This is a genomic window from Propionimicrobium sp. PCR01-08-3, from assembly GCF_030286045.1.
GTDB lineage: Bacteria > Actinomycetota > Actinomycetes > Propionibacteriales > Propionibacteriaceae > Brooklawnia.
The window spans coordinates 2353421-2373270 of record NZ_CP127390.1; the positions used below are offsets into that span (position 1 = coordinate 2353421).

Consider the following 19850-nt stretch of genomic DNA (forward strand, 5'->3'; position numbering starts at 1 on the left):
GCTTCATCGGTTCGAATCTTGGGGAGTGATGCGCGTGGCCGAGATCGTCTTCGTCACCCCGGCCGCCGGCCAGGCGAACGCTGCTCCTCCCCCCAGCGCTCTCGGCCTACTCAGCCACACCGTGCACCCGGTTCTCGGAGGTGACCAGGCGATCAGGATCCCGGCCGGCTCGGCCATCGCCATGGTGGATGCCCGCGCAGATCTGGCCGCGGCCCGCGCCACCTGTCAGCTGCTCGTGAACGCTACCTCGGGCTGGCCCATTCTGCTGCTCGTTCCCGCCAGCGGGCTTTCGGTGATCTCGGCGGATTGGCGCGTCCAGGATTTCATTCTCGAAGATGCCGGCCCCGCCGAATTCGATGCCCGCATCAAATTGCTGATGGCCACGACATCGTCCGGAAACGTGCTGAGCGCCGGACCGGTGACCATCGACGAGGACGCCTATGTCGCGACGGTGGGCGGCGTGCAGCTCGACCTCACCTACACCGAATTCGAATTGCTGAAGTACCTGGTCGCGCATCCGGGCCGGGTGCTGACCCGTGAGCAACTGCTCAGCGAAGTGTGGGGCTACGACTATTTCGGTGGCACTCGCACGGTCGACGTGCACATCAGGCGGCTGCGCGCAAAACTCGGCCCCGAATATGACGCCTGCATCGGCACGGTTCGCAACGTCGGCTACAGATTCGCGGTAGACAGGCAATCATGACCCGCATTACCCGCCACGAAGATCTTCCGGACGCCGATGTCGCCGCCGTGTCGGCCCTTGCCGATAAGGCCGCGGCCGCCGACGGCAGCCATCCGCTCAACGAGGCCGCCCAGCTGGCCTTGGCAGGGCAGGGCAGCGCCGAGGTCGTCCACTGGCTGGCGTCGTTGGAGGAGTCCGCGGCAGAACTGATCGGCTACGCGCAACTCGACACCCGCGACCGCTCCGTCCAGCTGGTGGTCGATCCCGATCACCGCCACCATGGCATCGGACGCGCGCTGGCCGAGCGCATCATTTCGGCCGATCACCCCATCAGTTGGTGGGCGTTCGGCGACCTTCCGGGTGCCCAAGCGCTGGCGTCCGCGCTGGGGCTGGAAGTGATTCGCGGCTTGCTGATCATGCGCCTCGATCTGGCGACCTCCACCCTGCAAACCCCCACGCCGCTGCCCGCGGGGTTCGTCCTCGATCACTACCGGCCGGACGACCTCGACGATCTGGTTGCGGTCAACGCCGCCGCATTCGCCCAGCATCCCGAGCAGGGCGCCCTTGCCGCCGACGACTTCCTGGCCCGGATGCACGAACCGTGGCACCTCGATACCGATCTGCTGGTGGCGCGGGAGGCCGCATCCGGCAAACTCGCCGGCTACCACTGGACGAAGGTGGAAGGCAACGAGGGCGAGGTCTATGTCATCGGAGTGCGCCCCGATCTGAACGGCCGCGGGCTTGGCAGGGCGCTGCTCGAGGCCGGTATCATTCACATGCGTGACCGGGGCGCATCGGTGATCGATCTGTATGTCGAGGCGGCGAACGACAGGGTTGTACAGATGTATCGGTCTGCCGGGTTCGAGGTCGCCCATACTGACGTCTCGTATGGTCATGTCGAGGAGGATTGATGTCGCTTCAGGTGGAGCAATCGGCCACAGATGATCTTCCCGACGGTCGCTATTCCGACCGCGAACTCAGTTGGCTGGCATTCAACAATCGGGTCCTCGATCTGGCCAAGGACGCCAAGCGCGTTCCGCTGCTGGAGCGCGCCAAGTTCTTGGCGATCTTCTCGTCCAATCTCGACGAGTTCTTCATGGTGCGGGTGGCCGGACTGAAGCGGCGCATCGATGCCGGTGTGGCGGTGCCGTCGCCGGCGGGCATCATGCCGCGCGATCTGCACGACATGATTCTCTCCCGCACCGCCGAACTGGTGACCGAGCAGTCTCGGGTCTTCGCCGAAGACGTTCGTCCGGCATTGGAGTCCGAAGGCATCCGGATCCTCGACTGGAGTGAGCTCACCGAAGACGAGCAACAGCGCATGCATGAGCTGTTCACCGAGCGGATCTTCCCGGTGCTCACCCCGCTGGCGGTCGACTCCTCGCATCCGTTCCCCTACATTTCGGGGCTTTCCATCAACCTCGCGGTGCTTTTGAACCACCCGAACTCCGACGGACGGCAGTTCGCGCGCATCAAGCTGCCGAGCATTCTCTCCCGCTTCGTGCCGCTCGGAAGTGGACGCTTCATCCCGATGGAGAAGCTCATCATCCAGCACCTGGACGAAGTCTTCTCCGGCATGCAGATCCTGCACTACACGACCTTCCGCGTCACCCGCAACGAAGACGTCGAGGTCGAAGAGGACGACGCCGAGAACCTGCTCTTCGCTCTCGAGAAAGAGCTGCTCAGCCGCAAGGTCGGACGCTCCCCGGTGCGCCTCGAGGTCGAGGAGACCATCGACGACGAGATGCTGCATCTTTTGACCAGCGAGCTGGACATCTCGGAAAAGGAAGTCTTCAAGATTCCGGCCCCGCTCGACCTGACCGGGTTGTTCTCGCTGGGCGGCATCGACCGCGAGAACCTGAACTATCCCGGCTTCCTGCCCAAGACCCATCCCGATCTGTTGATGGGTGTGGAGTCGAGCAAGCCGGCCGACATCTTCAAGGCGCTGCGCAAGAAGGACGTACTCGTCCATCACCCCTATGACTCGTTCGCGACCAGTGTGCAGCGGCTGGTCGAGCAGGCCGCGGCCGACCCCAAGGTGCTGGCGATCAAGCAGACCCTGTATCGCACCAGCGGCGATTCACCGATCATCGATGCCCTGATCGAGGCGGCGATGGCCGGCAAGCAGGTGCTGGCGCTGGTCGAGATCAAGGCGCGTTTCGATGAGCAGGCCAATATCGCCTGGGCCCGCAAACTGGAAAAGTACGGCGTCCATGTGGTTTATGGCATGGTCGGGTTGAAGACGCACTGCAAGCTGATGTTGGTGGTGCGCGACGAGCCCGACGGGCTGCGCCGCTACGCCCATATCGGCACCGGCAACTACAACCCGAAGACGGCCCGCATGTACGAAGACATGGGGTTGTTGACCAGCAACCCCATCGTCACCGACGATGTCGCGCGGTTGTTCAACCATCTGTCGGGCATGACCCGCGAGACGAACTACCGCAGACTGCTGGTGGCTCCGCAGGGCATCCGCTCGGGTCTGATCGAGAACATCGATCATGAGATCGCCAATCATCGCGCCGGGCTGCCGGCCCGGATCCGCATCAAGGTGAATTCGGTTGTGGACGAGGCGGTGCTCGATGCCCTGTACCGCGCCTCGAACGCGGGGGTGCCGGTCGACATGTGGGTGCGCGGCATCTGTGCCGTGCGTCCCGAGGTGCCGGGGCTGAGCGAGAATATCCGGGTGCGGTCGATACTCGGCAGGTTCCTCGAGCATTCCCGGCTGTTCTGGTTCGAAAACGGCGGCAAGCCATCGGTCGGCATCGGAAGCGCCGACCTGATGCACCGTAATCTCGACCGCCGGGTGGAGGCGATCGTCTCGATCACCCATCCCGACCACATCGCCCAGATCGGCGCGCTGTTCGATCTCGCCTTCGACGACCAGACCGTCAGCTGGCGGCTGCACGATCAGGATTGGACGCCGGTCACCACCGATGAGGACGGCGGGCCGCTGCGCGACTTGCAGGAGTATCTGATCGAACGAGTTTCGACCCGCCGGCACTGACGATGTCACGAGTGATCAATGCCAGTGGCGCGGTCGTGGTGCGCGGCGACCGGGACCATCGCGAAGTCCTGGTCGTGCATCGTCCCAGCTACAAGGACTGGAGCCTGCCCAAGGGCAAGATGCTCTCGGACGAATACCTTGCCGTCACCGCGGTTCGTGAGGTCCGCGAAGAGACCGGGCATCACATCAGACTGCTGCGTCCGCTCACCACGGCCCGCTACCCCATCAACTCGCACGTCAAGATCGTGCAGTGGTGGGTGGCCGAGCTGGCCAGCGACGACGTGCTCGACCACGACGACGAGACCGACCTCGTCGAATGGTGGCCGGCCGCCAAAGCGATCCGCGAACTCAGCTACGCCGACGACGTCAAGACCACGGTCGAGGCGTTGCGCCGCCCCGAGCACAAGCCGCTGTTCATCGTCCGCCATACCAAGGCGATGAGCCGCAAGAAGTGGCAGGGAGACGATGCCGACCGCAGACTGACCGAACGCGGCAGGCGGCAGGCGAAAGCACTGGCCAACCTGCTGGCGGCGTTCGGTGTGGGCGAGCTCGCCAGCTCGGATTCGACCCGGTGCATGGCCACGCTGTCGCCGTATGCGGCAAAGATCGGAGCCGAGATCAAGGGCTATCCGGCGCTCAGTGAAGAATCGGCCGAGCGGCATCCCAAACGAGTGACCAAGGCGATGGCCGAGCTCGCCAAGCGATCACGTGATGCTGCGACGCCGCTGGCGGTCTGCGGGCACCGGCCGGTGCTGCCCGCAATGTTCAACTACTTCAATGTGGTTCCCGACCACGTGCTGAGGCCGGGCGAGGTGGCGATTCTGTACCCCGGCGCCGGAGACGGCCAGACGCTGTACATTCCGCCGAAACTGTGACCAGGGCCCCCACTGCCTTGGCCCCGCCCATTTCGCTACCCACATAGCTGCCCGCTCCGACTCGGCTACCCTTCTGCACGGCACAACCCACATGGCCACCCCAGTCCGGACACCAAGTCAATCATCCGTTCACCTGCTGTTCACCGGGGCATGGATTACTGGTTACGGACGCGGCCTAGCTTGTGAAGCGAAGATCGTGTGCTGCGGCCAACCGGCCGAAGCGATCTTGCGCAGGTCAGGAACCTGTCGCGATGACGAACCCCGAAGGGAATCACTGTGAAGACTGTGCGTGCGGGTGCCGCTCTGGCCGCCGTAGCCGCTCTGGCGCTGTCGGCTTGCGCCACCAATGAGACTGATACCCCCACTTCGACGGACAGCTCCGGTGCCGCAAGCAACCTGTCCGGCACCTTGCAGGGCACCGGCGCCAGCTCCGCGAAGGCCGCCCAAGAGGTGTGGCGAGCGAACTTCCAGTCCGCCAATCCGGGCGTCACGGTCAACTACTCCCCCGACGGCTCCGGTGCCGGACGCACCGCATTCGCCGATGGCGGCGCCGCATTCGCCGGCTCCGACCGCGCGCTGAATGACGACGAGATGAGCGGCACGTTCGCGAGCTGCGCCGCCGGCAGCACGCCGCTGAACCTGCCGATCTATGTGTCGCCCATCGCGATCACCTTCAACCTCGAAGGCATCGACGAGCTGCACCTGGACGCCGACGTGATCGCGAAGATCTTCCGCGGCGAGATCAGCAACTGGAACGATCCGGCCATTGCCGCACTGAACTCGGGCGTCTCGCTGCCCGACCTGGCGATCACCCCGGTGCACCGGTCGGACAACTCGGGCACCACCGAGAACTTCACCGCCACCCTGGCGCAGGTCGCCCCCGACGTGTGGACGGACGAGGCGTCCGGCGACTGGCCGGCATCGCTGGCCGGTGAGGCAGCGCAGGGCACCTCCGGCGTCGTCGCTGCCGTGCAGAATGGTTCGGGCACCATCGGCTACGCCGACGAATCGGGTCTTTCCGAAGGCATGAGCGTGGCGCTCTACAGCCAAGACGGTTCGTCCGATTTCGTCGGGCCGGAAGCCGATGCGGCGGCGGCCATCATCGAAGCGTCGGCCAAGGTCGCCGGCCGCGAAGACAACGACTGGGCGCTCGAACTCGACCGCACCGCGGCCGGCTACCCGTTCGTGCTGGTCTCGTATGCGATCGCCTGCCAGGAGTATGCGGATGCGTCGGTCGGCGAACTGGTGAACGCCTACATCGGCTACGTGGTTTCGGATCAGGGCCAACAAGACGCCATCCCGCAGGCAGGCAACGCCCCGCTGTCGGGCGAGCTCGCGGCCGGAGTTCAGGAAGCCGCCGCGTCCATCAAGTGACCAGCTACTCTTCATTCAAACGAGCGCCCCACGTGCACCGCTCGCCGTCGGCCTACCGCCGTTCGGCGAGAGGTGCATCCGGGGACGTTCTTGGTGATATCACCATTCCGACAGGCGTCCGGAGAATTCATGACAGTTGAAAGCCCAGTAGCCACCCCCGGCGACCAGGAACCGGAGCAATCGCTCACGTCCGATCGCGGCCATGTCGGGGATTCCGTATTCAAGAGTATTTCCGTCGGCTCGGGTGGCCTTATTCTGGCCATTCTCGCGGCGGTTGCGCTCTTCTTGATCGTGCAGGCGATGCCGGCTTTTCTCGGCGATGAGCGCTATCAGCATTACGGCAATACCTGGAGTTATGTCGCTCCCTATCTTTTCGGCACGATTTGGGCGAGTTTTCTCGCGCTGCTGATCGCCGTGCCGATAGCTGTCGGTATCGCCCTTTACATTTCACATTATGCGCCCAAGAGGCTGAGCACTCCGATCGCGTTCGTGATCGATCTGTTGGCTGCGGTGCCTTCGGTCGTTTTCGGGCTGTGGGGAATCAACACCTTGGCGCCGATGCTCGTGCCGATCTATCAGTGGCTCAACACTCACTTGGGCTGGATCCCGATTTTCAGCGGTACGGCGTCGGGCACCGGACGCACCATGCTGACCGCGGCGCTGGTATTGGCCATCATGATCTTGCCGATCATCACGTCGTTGACCCGCGAGGTCTTCCTGCGCACTCCCAAGCTGCAAGAAGAGGCGTCGCTGGCATTGGGCGCGACGCGCTGGGAGATGATCAAGCAGGTGGTGTTGCCGTTCGGCAAATCGGGCATCGTCTCCGCGTCCATGCTGGGGCTCGGACGCGCACTGGGCGAAACGATGGCCGTCGCCATGGTGCTGTCGGGTGGACGCGCGATCAGCTTCGATCTGCTGACCTCGGAGAATCCGAACACCATCGCGGCGAACATTGCCCTGAGCTTCCCCGAGGCCGACAGCTTCGCCGTTCCTCAGCTGATCGCGACCGGGCTGGTGCTGTTCGTCATCACCTTCCTGGTGAACATGGCCGGACGAGCCATCACCGGGCGTCCGGCATTCGGCAGAGCCGGACGCGAAAGCAGGCGCGCGGGTAAGGAGTCGAAGTGAGCGGCACCGTCACCGAGCAGACAGGTCGTCCGACCGAGTCTTCACACAGCTTCAGCTCGGCCGAGACCGTGCTGACCGCGGGTCAGCTGCCAAAGTTCACCGATGTCGGCCTGTTCGTGATCGCCGTCTGCGTCAGCGCCGCAGTGCTCGCGCTGATGGGCTCGTTCAATCTCGCGGGTGCGCTCGTATTGGGTGTGGTGATCTTCCTGGTCTGCATCTATGCGCTCTCGTTCGCAGTCGAGGGCAGGCGCCGGGCCGCCAACCGGCTAGCCCGCTACATCATCTTCGGCGCCTTCGTGCTGGCCCTGATTCCGCTGGTGTCACTGCTGGTCGAGGTCACCTCGCGTGGCCTGGCGCGTTTCGACCTCGACTACTTCACCATGTCGAAACGCAACATCGTGGGCGACGGTGGCGGGGCCTCGCATGCCATCACCGGAACGCTGATCGTCACCGGAATCGCCACCGTGGTGTCGGTGCCGGTCGGTCTGCTGACCGCGATCTACCTGGTCGAGTACGGCAAGGGTTGGGTGAAGAGAACCATCACCTTCCTAGTCGATGTGATGACCGGTATCCCGTCGATCGTGGCCGGGTTGTTCGCCTACGGCCTGTTCGCGGTGTTGTTCTCCCCCGGCTCGAAATCGGGCTTGGCGGGTGCCGTTGCGCTGTCGGTGCTGATGATCCCCTATGTGGTGCGAAGCTCGGAAGAGATCATCCGGCTGGTGCCGAACTCGCTGCGCGAGGCCTCCTATGCGCTGGGGGTGACCCGCTGGCGGACAATCCTCAAGGTCGTGCTGCCGACGTCCATCTCGGGCATCGTATCCGGCGTCATCCTGGCGATCGCCCGGGTGATCGGCGAGACCGCCCCACTCCTGGTCACCATGGGCTTCACCGATTCACTGGTCACCAACCCGCTGCCCGGTGGCGGAGCGAACGATGTGAATCCGATGACCTCGCTGCCGGTGTTCGTCTATTACGAATACACCAGGCCCGGCAAACCCCAAGATGCCTTCTTCGACAGGGCCTGGACGGGCGCGCTGGTGCTGGTACTCATCGTGATGGCGTTGAACATCGTCGGACGCATCGTCGCCAAGAAGTTCGCCCCCAAACTCAATCGTTGAGCTGTATTTACCTCCGCGCAGCACGCTGCGCGATTGCCGAAACCGGCTGGACGCACACCTGAAACAGAAAGCAGAAATCCCACTCATGGCCAAGCGTATGGAGTTGAAAGACCTCGACATCTACTACGGCAGTTTCCTTGCCGTGCAGGGGGTCAGCATGGTGGTCGAACCGCGCTCGGTGACCGCGTTCATCGGGCCGTCCGGCTGCGGCAAGTCGACGGTGCTGCGCAGTCTCGACCGGATGCTGGAGCTCACTCCGGGTGGCCGGGTCGAGGGCCAGGTGCTGCTCGACGAGCAGGACATCTACGCGTCCAATGTCGATCCGGTGCGGGTGCGCCAACAGATCGGCATGGTCTTTCAGCAGCCCAACCCCTTCCCCACCATGAGCATCCGCGACAATGTGCTCGCCGGCATCAAGCTGAACAACCGCAAGATGCCCAAGTCCCAACAGGACGAGGTCGTCGAGCGTTCGCTGCGTGGGTCCAATCTGTGGAACGAGGTCAAGGACCGGCTGGATGCTCCCGGCAACGGTTTGTCGGGCGGCCAGCAGCAGCGGCTGTGCATCGCCCGGGCGATCGCTATCGAGCCCGAGGTGCTGTTGATGGACGAGCCCTGCTCGGCGCTGGACCCGATCTCGACGCTGGCCATCGAGGACCTGATTCAAGAGCTCAAGGAGAATTTCACGGTCGTCATCGTCACCCACAACATGCAGCAGGCCTCACGGGTGTCCGACAAGACCGGCTTCTTCAACATCGAGGGCACCGGCAAGCCCGGTCACCTGATCGAGTTCGACTACACCGAGAAGATCTTCACCAACCCCTCGCTGCCCGACACCGAGCGCTACATCACCGGCCAGTTCGGGTAACTTGCGCAGCAAGTAGTGAGCCTTGAGGACCAAGACATTGCGCCTATGACGTATCACGTTATAGGCTGCTGGTTGTGATCAGATCGTTCGCTGACAAGCAGACCGAACGGCTGTTCATGCGCGAGACCGTTCGAACACTGGATCCGCAAATCCAACGCAACGCACTGATCAAGCTGTGGCTACTCGATGCCGCCGACACATTGCAGGATCTCAGGATCCCGCCGGGCAACCACCTCGAAGCCCTTCATGGAGATCGCACAGGACAACACAGCATCCGTATCAACAAGAAATGGCGGATCTGTTTTACATGGACCAAGGCAGGACCCACTGAAGTCGAAATCACGGACTACCACTAGGAGGATGACATGACTGAGAAAATGGCTCCTGTGCATCCTGGAGAAATACTCCAAGAGGAGTTCATGGAACCTCTCGGTATCACTCAGAACAGACTGGCGGTCTCCATCGGTGTGCCGCCACGGCGTATCAACGAGATCGTCCACGGAAAGCGCCGGATCACGGCTGACACCGCGTTGCGGCTGGGCCGCTATTTCGGCACCACTGCGCAAATATGGCTCAATCTGCAGACGCACCATGACCTGGAGCTCGCCAAGGATCGCGCTCGCGAAGAAATCGATGCCATCACTCCGCTGCAAGCAGCATGAGCTGATCTGTCGTCGAACGGCTCGGCTTGGTCTCATACTGAATCGCAAGGAGGGCTCATGACTTTGATCTGGGCGCACGCCAGGTCTGAGAAGATCACCGCGTCGAACACGTTGGAGGCGTTCGAAGCGGCCATCGAAGACGGAGCCGACGGGCTGGAGTTCGATGTCCACCAGTCCTCGGACGGCGTCCTGGTCTGCGCGCATGACGGAACCTTGGAAGGCCCCGGCGGTGAGAAGAAGGTCATTGCCGAGACGAGCTACGCCGATCTGCGCAAGCTCGATGTGGGTGATGCCAGTACCGGCGTGGCACGCATCCCACGATTGGACGAAGTCTTCGAGCTGTTCGCGCCCACCGACCGGCTGCTGAACGTCGAGCTCAAGAACCTACCGCCGGTCTACCCCGGTTATGCCCGCAACGTGCTGCAGCACATTGCCGCCTCGGGCATGGCAGAACGAATCGTGATCAGCAGTTTCGATCACCGGCTACTCCGCGAGATCCAGCAACTCGACGCGTCGATCCAGGTCGCCGCGCTCTATCCCGACGGGATGCTCGAGCCGTGGACCTATCTGAAAGCGGTCGGCATTCCGCAAGCCCACCCACATTTCACCCAACTCCTCGAACCCGGCGGGGAAGTCTTCCGCTATCAGCAGGTAGGCATCCCGGTACGCGCCTGGACAGTGGACGACCCGCAGGTCTGGCGTGACTTGATCGCCCAGGGCATCGACGGAATCATCACCAATAGCCCGGCCTCCGCCGTCAAAGTCCGCGACGAAAGTACTCACTTTGGTCGATAGGCATGACCGCTAGGTCGGACGCTCGTCCGAACGTCATTTCCGGCACCCCTACCAGGGTCGCGATTCATAGAGTCGACGACGACCGCTGAGGCGTCCGTGCGACGATCTACCCCATGAAGAAGCAGTCATTTCTCACCAAAAGGCGTGTCATGTGGTGGATCGGATTGCTTCTCATGTCTCCGCTGCTTATCTTTTTGATTGCTTCAGAGCGGTTCAGCAAACAGCTTTTGAATGCAGACTCCGCATACTTGCTCGGGCGGGTAGTCGTCACACCCCATCATCTTGTCGCTATCGGATGCGGTCTCGGCTTGGCTTGCTGGACCTGGTGTGCGTTCACGGATCCCCCTCCGTGGCCAGAGACCAAAGCACGGCGCAAGCTGGCACACGCAAAGTTCGTGCTCGTCACTCTGTACAGCGTGCTCATGTTCGCTTTCATCGCACTGGCAGTCTTCCTGATGGCGGTGTTCGCAACCCACTATCGAGTCTTGACCCCCGTAGGCCCCGAAGGCTGCCGAGTGATCCTGTCTATGAACGAGGGACTGCTGGGAGCCAGCGGCCGCGTGTATGTCGCGTCCTCGGCATTCGCCTTGCTAGAGCGAACGGACTCCGGCTGGTCGTCCGATGATCCGGGAGCAAATCCTCTGGACGAAGGCAACTGGGATCTCTCCTGGCACGGTGACCAGGCAAGCTTGACGATTTGGATGGACTCAACGTCTCGAAACAAGTCCGACGCCTCCCACCTGGAAGCGGTTTCATGCACGAGCCGATAGCTGCTCGCAAGGAGCCTCCCGAGGATTATCGCCAAGGATTCGATCTCATCGCGAAGGCCGACTTCATCACTACCGAACTGGCAGCGGCTCTCGAGCCCTCATCGGGCTGCGCAACATACTGGTTCATCAATACACCGATATCGACCTTGCCCAAGTGGCCGCCGCCGTCCCACTTGCGCTGCGTGACTACGGTGAGTACATTCGGCAGGTTTCGCGCAAGCTGATCTGATCCCCGACAGCAACACTCCACGACGTACCTCCACGTCCCACATGAAAGTCCTAATGGCCGCCCGCGTCCAGTCGAAACGTCTCGGCATGCATGCCCTGCAGCAGGACGGGCTGTGGATCATCCGGAGGATGTCTGCGAGGCTGAGGTACATGCACATGGACGATCTCCATCTCGACAGGCCGACGCTCGACGACGTAGCGGCTATTCACACGATCTACAGCGATCCGAGAGTATGGACGCATCTGCCCTCAGGACGCCACGAGCGGCTTCAGACGACCGAAAGCATGGTGCAAGCCTGGATCGCTGGCTGGGAAGAAGACGGACTCTCGTCCTGGATAGTCCGCGATGCGAGGACGAATCAGGTCATGGGCAACGTGGGCTGTTGGGTGAAGCATGACGCATTCTGGAATCTCGGCTACCGGCTGGGCATCGAAGCGCAAGGCCGAGGAATCGCAACCCGTGTGGCTAAACACGCGATAAGCCAGGCGCACCGGATAAATCCCGCGCTACCCGTGGTCGCCTACCTGCTGGAGCACAATCTCGCCTCGGCCCACGTCGCCGAAAAGGTGGGACTCGCGCTGCAACACCGCGGCCCCGACGCGGGAAACCCCGATCCGGCCGCGATCCGCTTGATCTACGCCGACCGCGCTCTTACCCAAAACCAAATCAAGGCGGCCATGGAATAGCACGCCGGGGTCGTCCACACCTGCCTTGCCTATGGACACAGTGACTCCAGCGGAGCGCTTGACCCAGGATGCTAGCATTCGTGATATCAATACAAGGCTAACGGAGGCATCAGATGTCGTCCATCATCGTGCGCGGACTCGACGAATCCGTGAAAGAACAACTCGCTAATCAAGCCAAGCGCCACGGGCGTTCCATGGAAGCAGAGGCGCGCGACATCCTGGCTAAGGGTGTGAATCCCCCGCACATCGGCCTGGCCCTCATGCATGCCGCTCAGCAGATCGGCGGCATCGACGACCTCGCTGTGCCCGAAAGAACGGACACAGCGCGTGCAGTGGAGTTCGAATGATCGTCCTCGACACGAACGTCATATCTGAGACGATCAAGTCACGGCCAGATGCTCGCGTTGTCTCCTGGATGGAGACGCTGGTAGGCGAGGTCGCAATCACCGCCATCACACTCGGCGAACTACTCGCCGGAGTGCGGCGGTTGCCCGATGGACAACGTAGATTCCAGCTGCACATGACAATTGACCTTGCAGTGGGCCCGTATCGCGACACATCGGCCATCTTGGCATTCGATGATGACGCCGCTACGCACTACGCCGACGTGTTGTTCGCCCGCGAACAAGCGGGGATGCCGATCAGCACGGCTGACGCCCAGATCGCGGCCATCTGCAGGACACACCGCGCGATATGCGCGACACGCAACACGAAAGACTTTGCCCAGACCGGAGTAGATCTGGTCAACCCTTGGCTTGGGTAGGAGCTCAGCACCACCGTTATACCAGCCCAGCCCACGCCGAATCCTCCAAAGTCATACCCAACGCGCTGTTCAGCGAAAGGGCGAAAGTGGCGAGAAAGGCTGGGGGAAATGACGAGCAAATGGTGGAAAAATCGGTGGAGAACGGGCGCTTTCCGCTGCCACCGGGCCGGCATCGGCTTTGTGCCGAGCGTCGAGCAGGCCCAGCAGTGGCTCCTCGACATGCACTCCTTCCACGCCTGAACACCACCGAGGGCCGGGATGTCGGAGCACCGGCACCATCGTCGACCACGGGCGACCAGATGCAGGCCACCGGCGCCGGCGCTACCGCTTTGCGGGGAGCAGCAGGGATCCGAGGACGCATCCGATGAGGAGTGCGGTGGCGAGGATGAACGCGTTGCTGTACCCGTTTCCGATCACCGGTGCGACGAGGATCGGGCCGAGGATCTGCCCAAGGCCGTAGACCGCGGTAAGGCGGGCGGGAGCGCTCTTGATGCGTAGTTCGTGGGCCTCGCTGATCGAGAGTTGCGTGATACCCATGAACGTCGCCCCGAACAGGGCGGCAGCAACGAAGGCCGCGGCGGCGCTGCCGGAGATCAGCGGCAACAGCGCGGCCCCGAGCTGGATGGTATACGCGGCGGCGAAGGTCATACGGGCGCTCGCACGAAGGCGGAGGCGTCGCCAGATCGCTGGTGAGACGATCGCAGCAACTCCGGCGACGACCCACACACTGGTGGCGATCTCCGTGGTCGTGGTCTCCTGCACGACGGCCACGAGGTAGGTGCCGACGATGATGTAGCCGACCCCTTCGAGGAAGTAGGTGACCATCAACGCCCGACGGCTTCGCACACCCGCTCGGCCGGGCAGCTGCTCGGGCACAGCAGAGCCGGCGCCCGAGGCTGGGGCTGGCTCTACAGTGGGCAGGCGGATGGCGCAGGCCGGCACGGTGAGCACGGCAGCCAGGCCTGCCGAGACGTACCACAGCGCGTCCCAGGTGAGGGTGCCGAGGCCGAGGACAAGCAGGCCGGAGAGACAGATACCGACTCCCACTCCGCCGTAGGCCAGACCCGGCTCCCCGCCCTTGCGGCCGATGTCGATCGCGCTGTGCGAGAGGCAGACGAAGACGAAGGCCGAGGCGAGCCCGGAGAGCAGCCGAGTCGCGCAGAACCAGATCAGCCCCTCGGACCAGGGCATGACCGCGAGTGTGGCGACGACTAGGACCAGCGAGGTCCGCAGGAGCGTGGTGCTGATCCAGGCCGGGTAGCGGGAGAGCAGGAGTGCTCCGATGAGGTACCCGAGGTAGTTCGCCGCCGCGATCCACGAGGTCCAGGCCGCCGGCAGCGCGAGGGCGGTGGCCATGATGGGCAGGATCGGGGTGTAGACGAACCTGCCGATGCCCATCGCCACGGCGAATCCGGCGGTCACCTGTGCCGTGAGCACGCGCGCGCGACCGTTGACCATGACGTGAGATTCGTTCCCTGCGTCGGGGTTAGTCGCGCGCGGTCGCGTCGCCGGGGTCTGCTTCTTGTTGCTCTTCTTGCGCGATCGCTTGGGCGACTTTCGCGCCTTCGACGGCGGCGGGCATGCCGGAGTAGACCCCGGCGTGGAGGATCGCCTCGACGATCTCTTCGAACGTGCAGCCGTTGCGGCGGGCGCCGCGGATATGTGTGCGCAGCTCGTGTGTGCGGTCGAGAGCGGCGAGGATGCCCACGGTGATCAGGCTGCGTTCGCGCAGGGTCAGCTCGTCTCGGGGCCAGAGGAACCCCCACGGGGTGTTCTCGAGCAGTTCGAGCACGGGCTCGGCAGGAGCCCAGCCTTTCAGGGTCGTGTTGACGTAGTTGTTGCCGAGTACCTGTCGCCGGATCGCGTCGGCGTCGGGTCGTTCTGCGTTGGTCATGGCTGGCTCCCTTCGTGGTGAGTCGTCGCCGGGCTGTCGCTGTCGTCTGTGAGCATCGTATGGGCGATGGAGTTCGCGTCCTGGAAGATCACGGAGTTGACGAAGGGCCGGATCGTGGCCGCGGTGCCCCAGTGCAGGCCTTCCGAGGGCACTCCGTAGAGGAGCACGCGGTCATCGGCTTGCCCGTGCGGGTCGAGGACGCGGAAGTCGCGCGGGTTCACGGCAACGGCACCGGAACTGGTGAAGTTGTCATCGAACCGGTGCACGCCGACCAGGCCCGCGTTGAGCAGATTCTGCAGGAGCTCGTCGGCGGTGCCGAGCGCGTCGACCCGGGGTTGGCGAGCTTCGACGACCGCCTCGACGGAGATGGGCTCGGTTGGGAAGTAGCGGCCTGTGACGGTGACGGTGCGCATGTCCGCGTCGGGGCTGATGAACGGATCCGGCGGCAACAGGGTGACCGTTCCTGCCCGCATCGCCGCGGCGAGCTGCTCGACCCGATAGAGCGGCGGGCCGATGGAGACGAAGGAGTTGAACGGTGTGTAGAACGAGCTGAGTTCCTCGCGGAAGGACCAGTCCGTGATGGTGCCTTCTTGGACGGCCTGGCGGACTTCGTTGCGGATGTCGCGCAGCACGTCCAGTGCCGCTTTGAAGGCGCCGCGCTTGTTGCCCCGTCGGGTCTCGGTGATATCGCGCTGCAGATAGGCGATGGCCCGTTGCTGGTACTGCGCGGTGCTCTCGACGCCGTCGGTGCTGATCCGGGGTTCGAGCACGTCTTGTCGCTCCAATGTCAGTGTGGTCGTGCCGTCTTCGTTGACGGTGGCCGGTGAAGCGGCGGCGGGCTGACTCGTTCCCGTGCTGTCATCACGATGAGCGAGGAAGGAACGGATCGTGCTGGGCTTCGAGAATGGGAAGCGTGGTGGCGGGTTGGCTCCTTCCCTGAGGTCGCCTTCGTGGTTGACGTGGTCTTGTCATGTCGCCCGTCGCCGCTTCGCTGAGGGCCGGTGTGACTTCATTGGAGCGTGACCCCGTAATGGGTTCTTGATTGAGGCATGTCCACCGGTCGACCCCTGAAAAGTGAGAGGAGAACAGAGATGAACGAGAAGATCGTGATCGGGCTCGACCCGCATAAAGATGTCCTGGTCGCCGTCGCCGTGGACGGCAACGGCCGACAGCTCGACGTGAAAGACGCCACCGCGCGGCCCCGCGGGTATCGGGTCCTGCTGGCCTGGGCGAGGAAGCTCGGCCCTCATCGATGGGCGGTAGAGGACGTGCGTCACGTCGCTGGCGGTCTGGTGCGGTTCCTACTCGCCGAAGACGAGCAGGTCGTGTGGGTGCCGACGCATATGAGTTCGGACTACCGGCGTCGGGTGCGTGCAATCGGGAAGTCCGATCCGATCGACGCGCTGGCTTGCGCACGTGCAGCGTTGGCGGAGGACCTGCCGGTCGCGGTGCCGGAGACCGATGTCCGCGAGGTGAAGGTGCTCCTGGACCATCGGGAGGATCTGGTGGGTGAGATGGTACGGATGTGTTGCAGGCTGCGGTGGCATCTCCATGACATAGACCCGGACTTTGCCGCGACGATCCCGGCTCGCAAACTGCATCGGCCGAAGTGGAACACCATGGTCGCTGCGTTCCTAAGCGAGCGTGACGGCGGTGTCGAGGTCTCGATCTGCTTGGACCTGATCGAACGGATCAAGGAGCTCGGCGACCGCGCTGGATGCCTGGAGCGTGAACTGGAAGAACGGGTCAAGGTCGAGGCTCCGCAACTGCTGGAGTTGCCGGGGTGCGGACCGATGTCGGCGGCGCGGATCGTTGCCGAGACCGGTGATCCCTCAAGATTCAAGTCGGCGGCGGCGTTCGCGATGTTCACCGGCTGCGCGCCGATCCCAGCGTCCTCTGGAAACAGTCAGCGGGTGAGACTGAATCGTGGTGGGAACCGGCGGATGAACGCTGCGATCCATCGCATCGCAATCACGCAGAAGCGCATGTATCCGCCCGCGCAGGAATACCTTGCCGCGAGGCGGGCGCTCGGGAACTCCAACATAGAAGCAATCCGCGCGCTGAAGCGGCATCTGGCGCGGAGCGTGTTCACGGTACTGCGACGGGGCCCGGCGGCCGGGAGGGTGACGTCGTTGGGGCCGGAAATGGCAGAACTCGTCGTAGCGTGAAGGTGTGAAGAACCTTCCGCGAAGGTCGGTTTCGGGTGTCTTCTGACTCTGCGCCATGATTCTCTTGACGGTGGTTGTGGTCGAAGCCAATCAGCGGCGTTCGGCGAGCGATTCGCCGGTCTCTAGGAGGGTCTTCAGGCCGCTGAGGACGAGCATCCATCCGGCGCCAAAGACCCCGGCCGCGGTGTGCGGGGACTCATCGAGTTGATCGTGGATGACGGTAACCATGCAGGTACCGTTGGCCTGATCGTCGATCTGCCATGTGACGCGGCTGGCGGGCTCGTCGACCGCATCGGGGCTGAACAGGGATCGCCAGCCAACGACGAGCCGGTGCGGGGGTTCGGATTCGAGGACCGTCTCGTCTCCCCAGAGAGAGGTGCCGTCGGGCGAGCGATAGCGGAACGGGGTACCGACTTCGCCGCTGGTCTCCACGTGAGAGCCGTAGAAGTACTTGGCGGTAAACTCTGGCGTGACGATCGCGTCCCAGATGGCGTCGGCGGATGCCTTGATGAAGATCCGGTAGATCTGCGGTGCGGTGGCCGGTGCCCCGGCATCGGTGTTCGTCATGATGACTCCTCGAGTTGTGTCTTCAAATCAGTGAGCGCCGCGACGCGTGACGCGGTGTACTTGCCGATCCAGCGGTCGTGGATCTGCCGGATCGGGACGGGATTGAGGAAGTGGAGCTTGTATCGGCCCTCGCGGCGCGTGGTGATCAGCCCGGCGTCTTCGAGCACGTTCAAGTGCTTGGCGATGCCGAAACGGCTCAGCGGAAACCCCTCCTCAAGCTCTCCTTGGGTCAGGGCATCATGCATGAAGAGACGGTCCAACAGGGCGCGGCGCGTCTCGTCGGCCAGGGCCTTGAAAACAGCGTCATTGTCCACACTGAAAGATTATGTGACTGATTAGTCACATGTCAATCTTCGCAGGAAGCAAGCAGCAGATGCGCACTCAAGAGCACTTCTTGACATTGACCCACGGGAAGCCCGCAGCCGGCAGACCCGCATGCTGCCGCAACTGCCGGTAGGCCTCGGGGCCTGCCGTCAGCGCCGCATGGACGTCCTCGGTCGTCAGTCCCGCGGAGCGTTCGTTGGCCTGTGCGAGGGTGTAGGCGAGTTCGACCTCACGCACGACTGCTGGCCAGACGTCGCGGCCGAAGGACACCGGCCCGGTTTCGCGCTGTCTGCGCAGCTGCTCGGTGTAGGCGAGGGTGAGGAACTTCGGTTCCCACCGCTCGTCGGGGGCCTTCTCGTTGACCCCGCGCGCGTGGTATGGGACACCGCGGCGGGAGCTGACGTAGAGGCGGGGCTCCGTGCCCGAGGGCTCGTAGCTGAGTCCGTCCTCGGTGCGCACGTACCTGCCGCCGAGCCTGGTCGTGAGCAGTTCGATGTAGTCGAAGAATGTCAGCCCCAGACCGAGGAGGAGCACGTGCTGCTTGTCGGCCAGCTTCGCAGCCGTCCGCACCGTCGCATCACCGGTGGGCACGTAGAGGAAGTTCATGTCCCCGTCCGATTTCAACCAGCAGTTCACCGATTGGCTGGCCACGGCGAACACCCGGATGGTACGCACGATCGCCGCGCGGCCTGCTGACCGGCTCGAGATCGATCGGGCTGCGATGCTCGCCCTGCCGCCGGTGCCACCTGTGGTCGGGTGGCGCAACCAGGTGCGGCTGGGCCGCGACTACTACGTGCGGATCGCGTCGAACGACTACTCCGTCGACCCGACCGCGATCGGCCGCATGGTCGAGGCCCGCGCCGACCTCGACCGAGTCCAGGTGCGGCTGGATGGCAGGCTCGTCGGCGAGCATTCCCGGCTGTGGGCCCGGGGCCTCACCCTCACCGACCCGGCCCATGTGGCCACCGCCGCCCGGCTGCGACGCGAGTTCCAACAACCCCGGCCGCGACCCACGGTTGATGACTTGGTTCGTGACCTGGCCGACTACGACAAGGCGTTCGGGATCGACACCCAGGCAGGCCCACGATGACCACCGAGACCAACGACAGCACCAAGCAGCTGACCTGGCTGGCCGGCGCCCTCAAAGCGCCCCGGATCCTGGAATCGGCCACCCGGCTGGCCGATCAAGCCAGGGCTGCCGGCTGGACGTTCGAGGACTACCTGGCCGCCGTGTTAGAACGCGAATTGTCCGCCCGCAACGCTTCCGGCGCCGACATGCGGATCCGGGCCGCCGGGTTCGGCACCCGCAAGACGTTGGACGACTTCGACTTCGACACCCAACCCGCAATACGCCAGCAAGTCGCCGCGCTCGCCTCCGGCGGCTTCCTGGCCGAGGCCCGTAACGTTGTCCTGCTCGGCCCGCCCGGCACCGGCAAAACCCACCTCGCCATCGGCCTGGGTATCAAGGCGGCCCACTACGGCCATCGCGTCCTGTTCGCGACCGCGACCGACTGGGTCACCCGCCTCACCGACGCCCACCACGCCGGGAAACTGCCTGCCGAACTCACCCGGCTACGCCGCTACGGCCTGATCATCGTCGACGAGGTCGGCTACCTCCCCTTCGAACAAGACGCCGCGAACCTGTTCTTCCAGTTGGTGTCCAGCCGGTACGAACACGCCAGCCTGATCCTCACCTCCAACCTGCCATTCTCCGGCTGGGGAGGCGTCTTCGGAGACCAAGTCGTCGCTGCTGCGATGATCGACCGCATCGTCCACCACGCCGACGTCCTCACCCTCAAAGGAGCCAGCTACCGACTCCGCAACCGAGGCATCGACAGCCTCCCCAGCATCAGAACAACAACCGACAACAACGAGGGCTAAACTGCCCACAACCGTTCACTTTTCGACCAGCAAAACCGACCAGAATTCGAGCGGCACCGACA

At 63.7% G+C, this 19850-nt stretch carries 26 protein-coding genes; 20 read left to right on the forward strand and 6 right to left on the reverse strand.

What is annotated here, in order from left to right; genetic code table 11:
• The first annotated feature begins 28 nt into the window (after positions 1-28).
• The 17 genes from QQ658_RS10840 (at position 29) to QQ658_RS10915 (ending at position 13194) form a co-directional block, all read left to right on the forward strand.
• On the forward strand, positions 29-703 hold the full coding sequence (locus QQ658_RS10840; RefSeq protein WP_502928963.1) for a winged helix-turn-helix domain-containing protein: 675 nt from the start codon (positions 29-31) through the stop codon (positions 701-703).
• Positions 700-1593 (forward strand): mycothiol synthase, encoded by an 894-nt coding sequence (mshD, locus tag QQ658_RS10845; protein WP_286024865.1) that lies wholly within the window; start codon positions 700-702, stop codon positions 1591-1593. Before QQ658_RS10840 ends, mshD begins: the two co-directional genes overlap by 4 nt.
• Entirely contained in the window at positions 1593-3689 is a 2097-nt protein-coding gene (locus QQ658_RS10850) for an RNA degradosome polyphosphate kinase (RefSeq protein ID WP_286024866.1), read from the forward strand. The genes mshD and QQ658_RS10850 overlap by 1 nt, the downstream gene beginning before the upstream one ends.
• 11 nt (positions 3690-3700) lie before the next feature.
• A complete protein-coding gene (locus QQ658_RS10855) occupies positions 3701-4564 on the forward strand; it encodes an NUDIX hydrolase (RefSeq protein WP_286024867.1) in 864 nt (287 codons plus the stop codon).
• Between the two features lie 276 nt (positions 4565-4840).
• Positions 4841-5938 (forward strand): phosphate ABC transporter substrate-binding protein PstS, encoded by a 1098-nt coding sequence (gene pstS, locus QQ658_RS10860; protein ID WP_286024868.1) that lies wholly within the window; start codon positions 4841-4843, stop codon positions 5936-5938.
• Between the two features lie 129 nt (positions 5939-6067).
• A complete protein-coding gene (gene pstC / locus QQ658_RS10865) occupies positions 6068-7066 on the forward strand; it encodes a phosphate ABC transporter permease subunit PstC (RefSeq protein WP_286024869.1) in 999 nt (332 codons plus the stop codon).
• Positions 7063-8184 (forward strand): phosphate ABC transporter permease PstA, encoded by a 1122-nt coding sequence (gene pstA, locus QQ658_RS10870; RefSeq protein ID WP_286024870.1) that lies wholly within the window; start codon positions 7063-7065, stop codon positions 8182-8184. Before pstC ends, pstA begins: the two co-directional genes overlap by 4 nt.
• A gap of 85 nt (positions 8185-8269) precedes the next feature.
• The gene (pstB, locus tag QQ658_RS10875) at positions 8270-9049 is read left to right on the forward strand and encodes a phosphate ABC transporter ATP-binding protein PstB (protein WP_286024871.1); all 780 of its coding nucleotides are present in this window, start codon (positions 8270-8272) and stop codon (positions 9047-9049) included.
• A gap of 74 nt (positions 9050-9123) precedes the next feature.
• A complete protein-coding gene (locus QQ658_RS10880) occupies positions 9124-9405 on the forward strand; it encodes a type II toxin-antitoxin system RelE/ParE family toxin (RefSeq protein WP_286024872.1) in 282 nt (93 codons plus the stop codon).
• A gap of 9 nt (positions 9406-9414) precedes the next feature.
• Positions 9415-9711 carry a HigA family addiction module antitoxin gene (locus tag QQ658_RS10885; protein WP_286024873.1) on the forward strand — a complete coding sequence of 99 codons (297 nt, stop codon included), beginning with the start codon at positions 9415-9417 and terminating at the stop codon, positions 9709-9711.
• Between the two features lie 57 nt (positions 9712-9768).
• Positions 9769-10506 carry a glycerophosphodiester phosphodiesterase gene (locus QQ658_RS10890; protein WP_286024874.1) on the forward strand — a complete coding sequence of 246 codons (738 nt, stop codon included), beginning with the start codon at positions 9769-9771 and terminating at the stop codon, positions 10504-10506.
• A gap of 113 nt (positions 10507-10619) precedes the next feature.
• Positions 10620-11276 (forward strand): hypothetical protein, encoded by a 657-nt coding sequence (locus tag QQ658_RS10895; RefSeq protein WP_286024875.1) that lies wholly within the window; start codon positions 10620-10622, stop codon positions 11274-11276.
• 100 nt (positions 11277-11376) lie between these two features.
• Complete coding sequence (locus QQ658_RS15455) at positions 11377-11505, forward strand: HepT-like ribonuclease domain-containing protein (protein ID WP_353057961.1); 129 nt, start codon at positions 11377-11379, stop codon at positions 11503-11505.
• Positions 11506-11654: 149 nt separating this feature from the next.
• Entirely contained in the window at positions 11655-12191 is a 537-nt protein-coding gene (locus QQ658_RS10900) for a GNAT family N-acetyltransferase (RefSeq protein ID WP_286024876.1), read from the forward strand.
• Positions 12192-12304: 113 nt separating this feature from the next.
• Positions 12305-12538: a FitA-like ribbon-helix-helix domain-containing protein gene (locus QQ658_RS10905; protein ID WP_286024877.1), complete on the forward strand. Its 234-nt coding sequence runs from the start codon at positions 12305-12307 to the stop codon at positions 12536-12538.
• A complete protein-coding gene (locus tag QQ658_RS10910; RefSeq protein WP_286024878.1) occupies positions 12535-12954 on the forward strand; it encodes a type II toxin-antitoxin system VapC family toxin in 420 nt (139 codons plus the stop codon). The genes QQ658_RS10905 and QQ658_RS10910 overlap by 4 nt, the downstream gene beginning before the upstream one ends.
• Before the next feature lie 108 nt (positions 12955-13062).
• On the forward strand, positions 13063-13194 hold the full coding sequence (locus QQ658_RS10915) for a hypothetical protein (protein WP_286024879.1): 132 nt from the start codon (positions 13063-13065) through the stop codon (positions 13192-13194).
• An 81-nt stretch (positions 13195-13275) separates the two neighbouring features.
• On the opposite strand, the gene QQ658_RS10920 is transcribed toward QQ658_RS10915, so the two are convergent.
• Genes QQ658_RS10920 through QQ658_RS10930 form a run of 3 tightly spaced genes read right to left on the reverse strand, consistent with a single transcriptional unit; the run spans position 13276 to position 15618 of the window.
• Positions 13276-14412: a YbfB/YjiJ family MFS transporter gene (locus QQ658_RS10920; protein ID WP_286024880.1), complete on the reverse strand. Its 1137-nt coding sequence runs from the start codon at positions 14410-14412 to the stop codon at positions 13276-13278.
• Positions 14413-14440: 28 nt separating this feature from the next.
• A complete protein-coding gene (locus QQ658_RS10925; protein WP_286024881.1) occupies positions 14441-14848 on the reverse strand; it encodes a carboxymuconolactone decarboxylase family protein in 408 nt (135 codons plus the stop codon).
• Positions 14845-15618 (reverse strand): hypothetical protein, encoded by a 774-nt coding sequence (locus QQ658_RS10930; protein WP_286024882.1) that lies wholly within the window; start codon positions 15616-15618, stop codon positions 14845-14847. The genes QQ658_RS10925 and QQ658_RS10930 overlap by 4 nt, the downstream gene beginning before the upstream one ends.
• 336 nt (positions 15619-15954) lie before the next feature.
• On the opposite strand from QQ658_RS10930, the gene QQ658_RS10935 reads away from it, so the two are divergent.
• Positions 15955-17016 carry an IS110 family RNA-guided transposase gene (locus QQ658_RS10935; protein ID WP_286024883.1) on the forward strand — a complete coding sequence of 354 codons (1062 nt, stop codon included), beginning with the start codon at positions 15955-15957 and terminating at the stop codon, positions 17014-17016.
• 90 nt (positions 17017-17106) lie between these two features.
• On the opposite strand, the gene QQ658_RS10940 is transcribed toward QQ658_RS10935, so the two are convergent.
• The 3 genes from QQ658_RS10940 to QQ658_RS10950 form a co-directional block, all read right to left on the reverse strand.
• The gene (locus QQ658_RS10940; protein WP_286024884.1) at positions 17107-17583 is read right to left on the reverse strand and encodes an SRPBCC domain-containing protein; all 477 of its coding nucleotides are present in this window, start codon (positions 17581-17583) and stop codon (positions 17107-17109) included.
• The gene (locus tag QQ658_RS10945; RefSeq protein WP_286024885.1) at positions 17580-17897 is read right to left on the reverse strand and encodes an ArsR/SmtB family transcription factor; all 318 of its coding nucleotides are present in this window, start codon (positions 17895-17897) and stop codon (positions 17580-17582) included. Before QQ658_RS10945 ends, QQ658_RS10940 begins: the two co-directional genes overlap by 4 nt.
• Positions 17898-17964: 67 nt before the next feature.
• Complete coding sequence (locus QQ658_RS10950) at positions 17965-18513, reverse strand: hypothetical protein (protein ID WP_286024886.1); 549 nt, start codon at positions 18511-18513, stop codon at positions 17965-17967.
• On the opposite strand from QQ658_RS10950, the gene QQ658_RS10955 reads away from it, so the two are divergent.
• Positions 18512-18997: a Mu transposase domain-containing protein gene (locus QQ658_RS10955; RefSeq protein ID WP_286024887.1), complete on the forward strand. Its 486-nt coding sequence runs from the start codon at positions 18512-18514 to the stop codon at positions 18995-18997. The genes QQ658_RS10950 and QQ658_RS10955 overlap by 2 nt on opposite strands.
• Complete coding sequence (istB, locus tag QQ658_RS10960; RefSeq protein ID WP_286024888.1) at positions 18994-19788, forward strand: IS21-like element helper ATPase IstB; 795 nt, start codon at positions 18994-18996, stop codon at positions 19786-19788. Before QQ658_RS10955 ends, istB begins: the two co-directional genes overlap by 4 nt.
• The last annotated feature ends 62 nt before the right edge of the window (positions 19789-19850 follow it).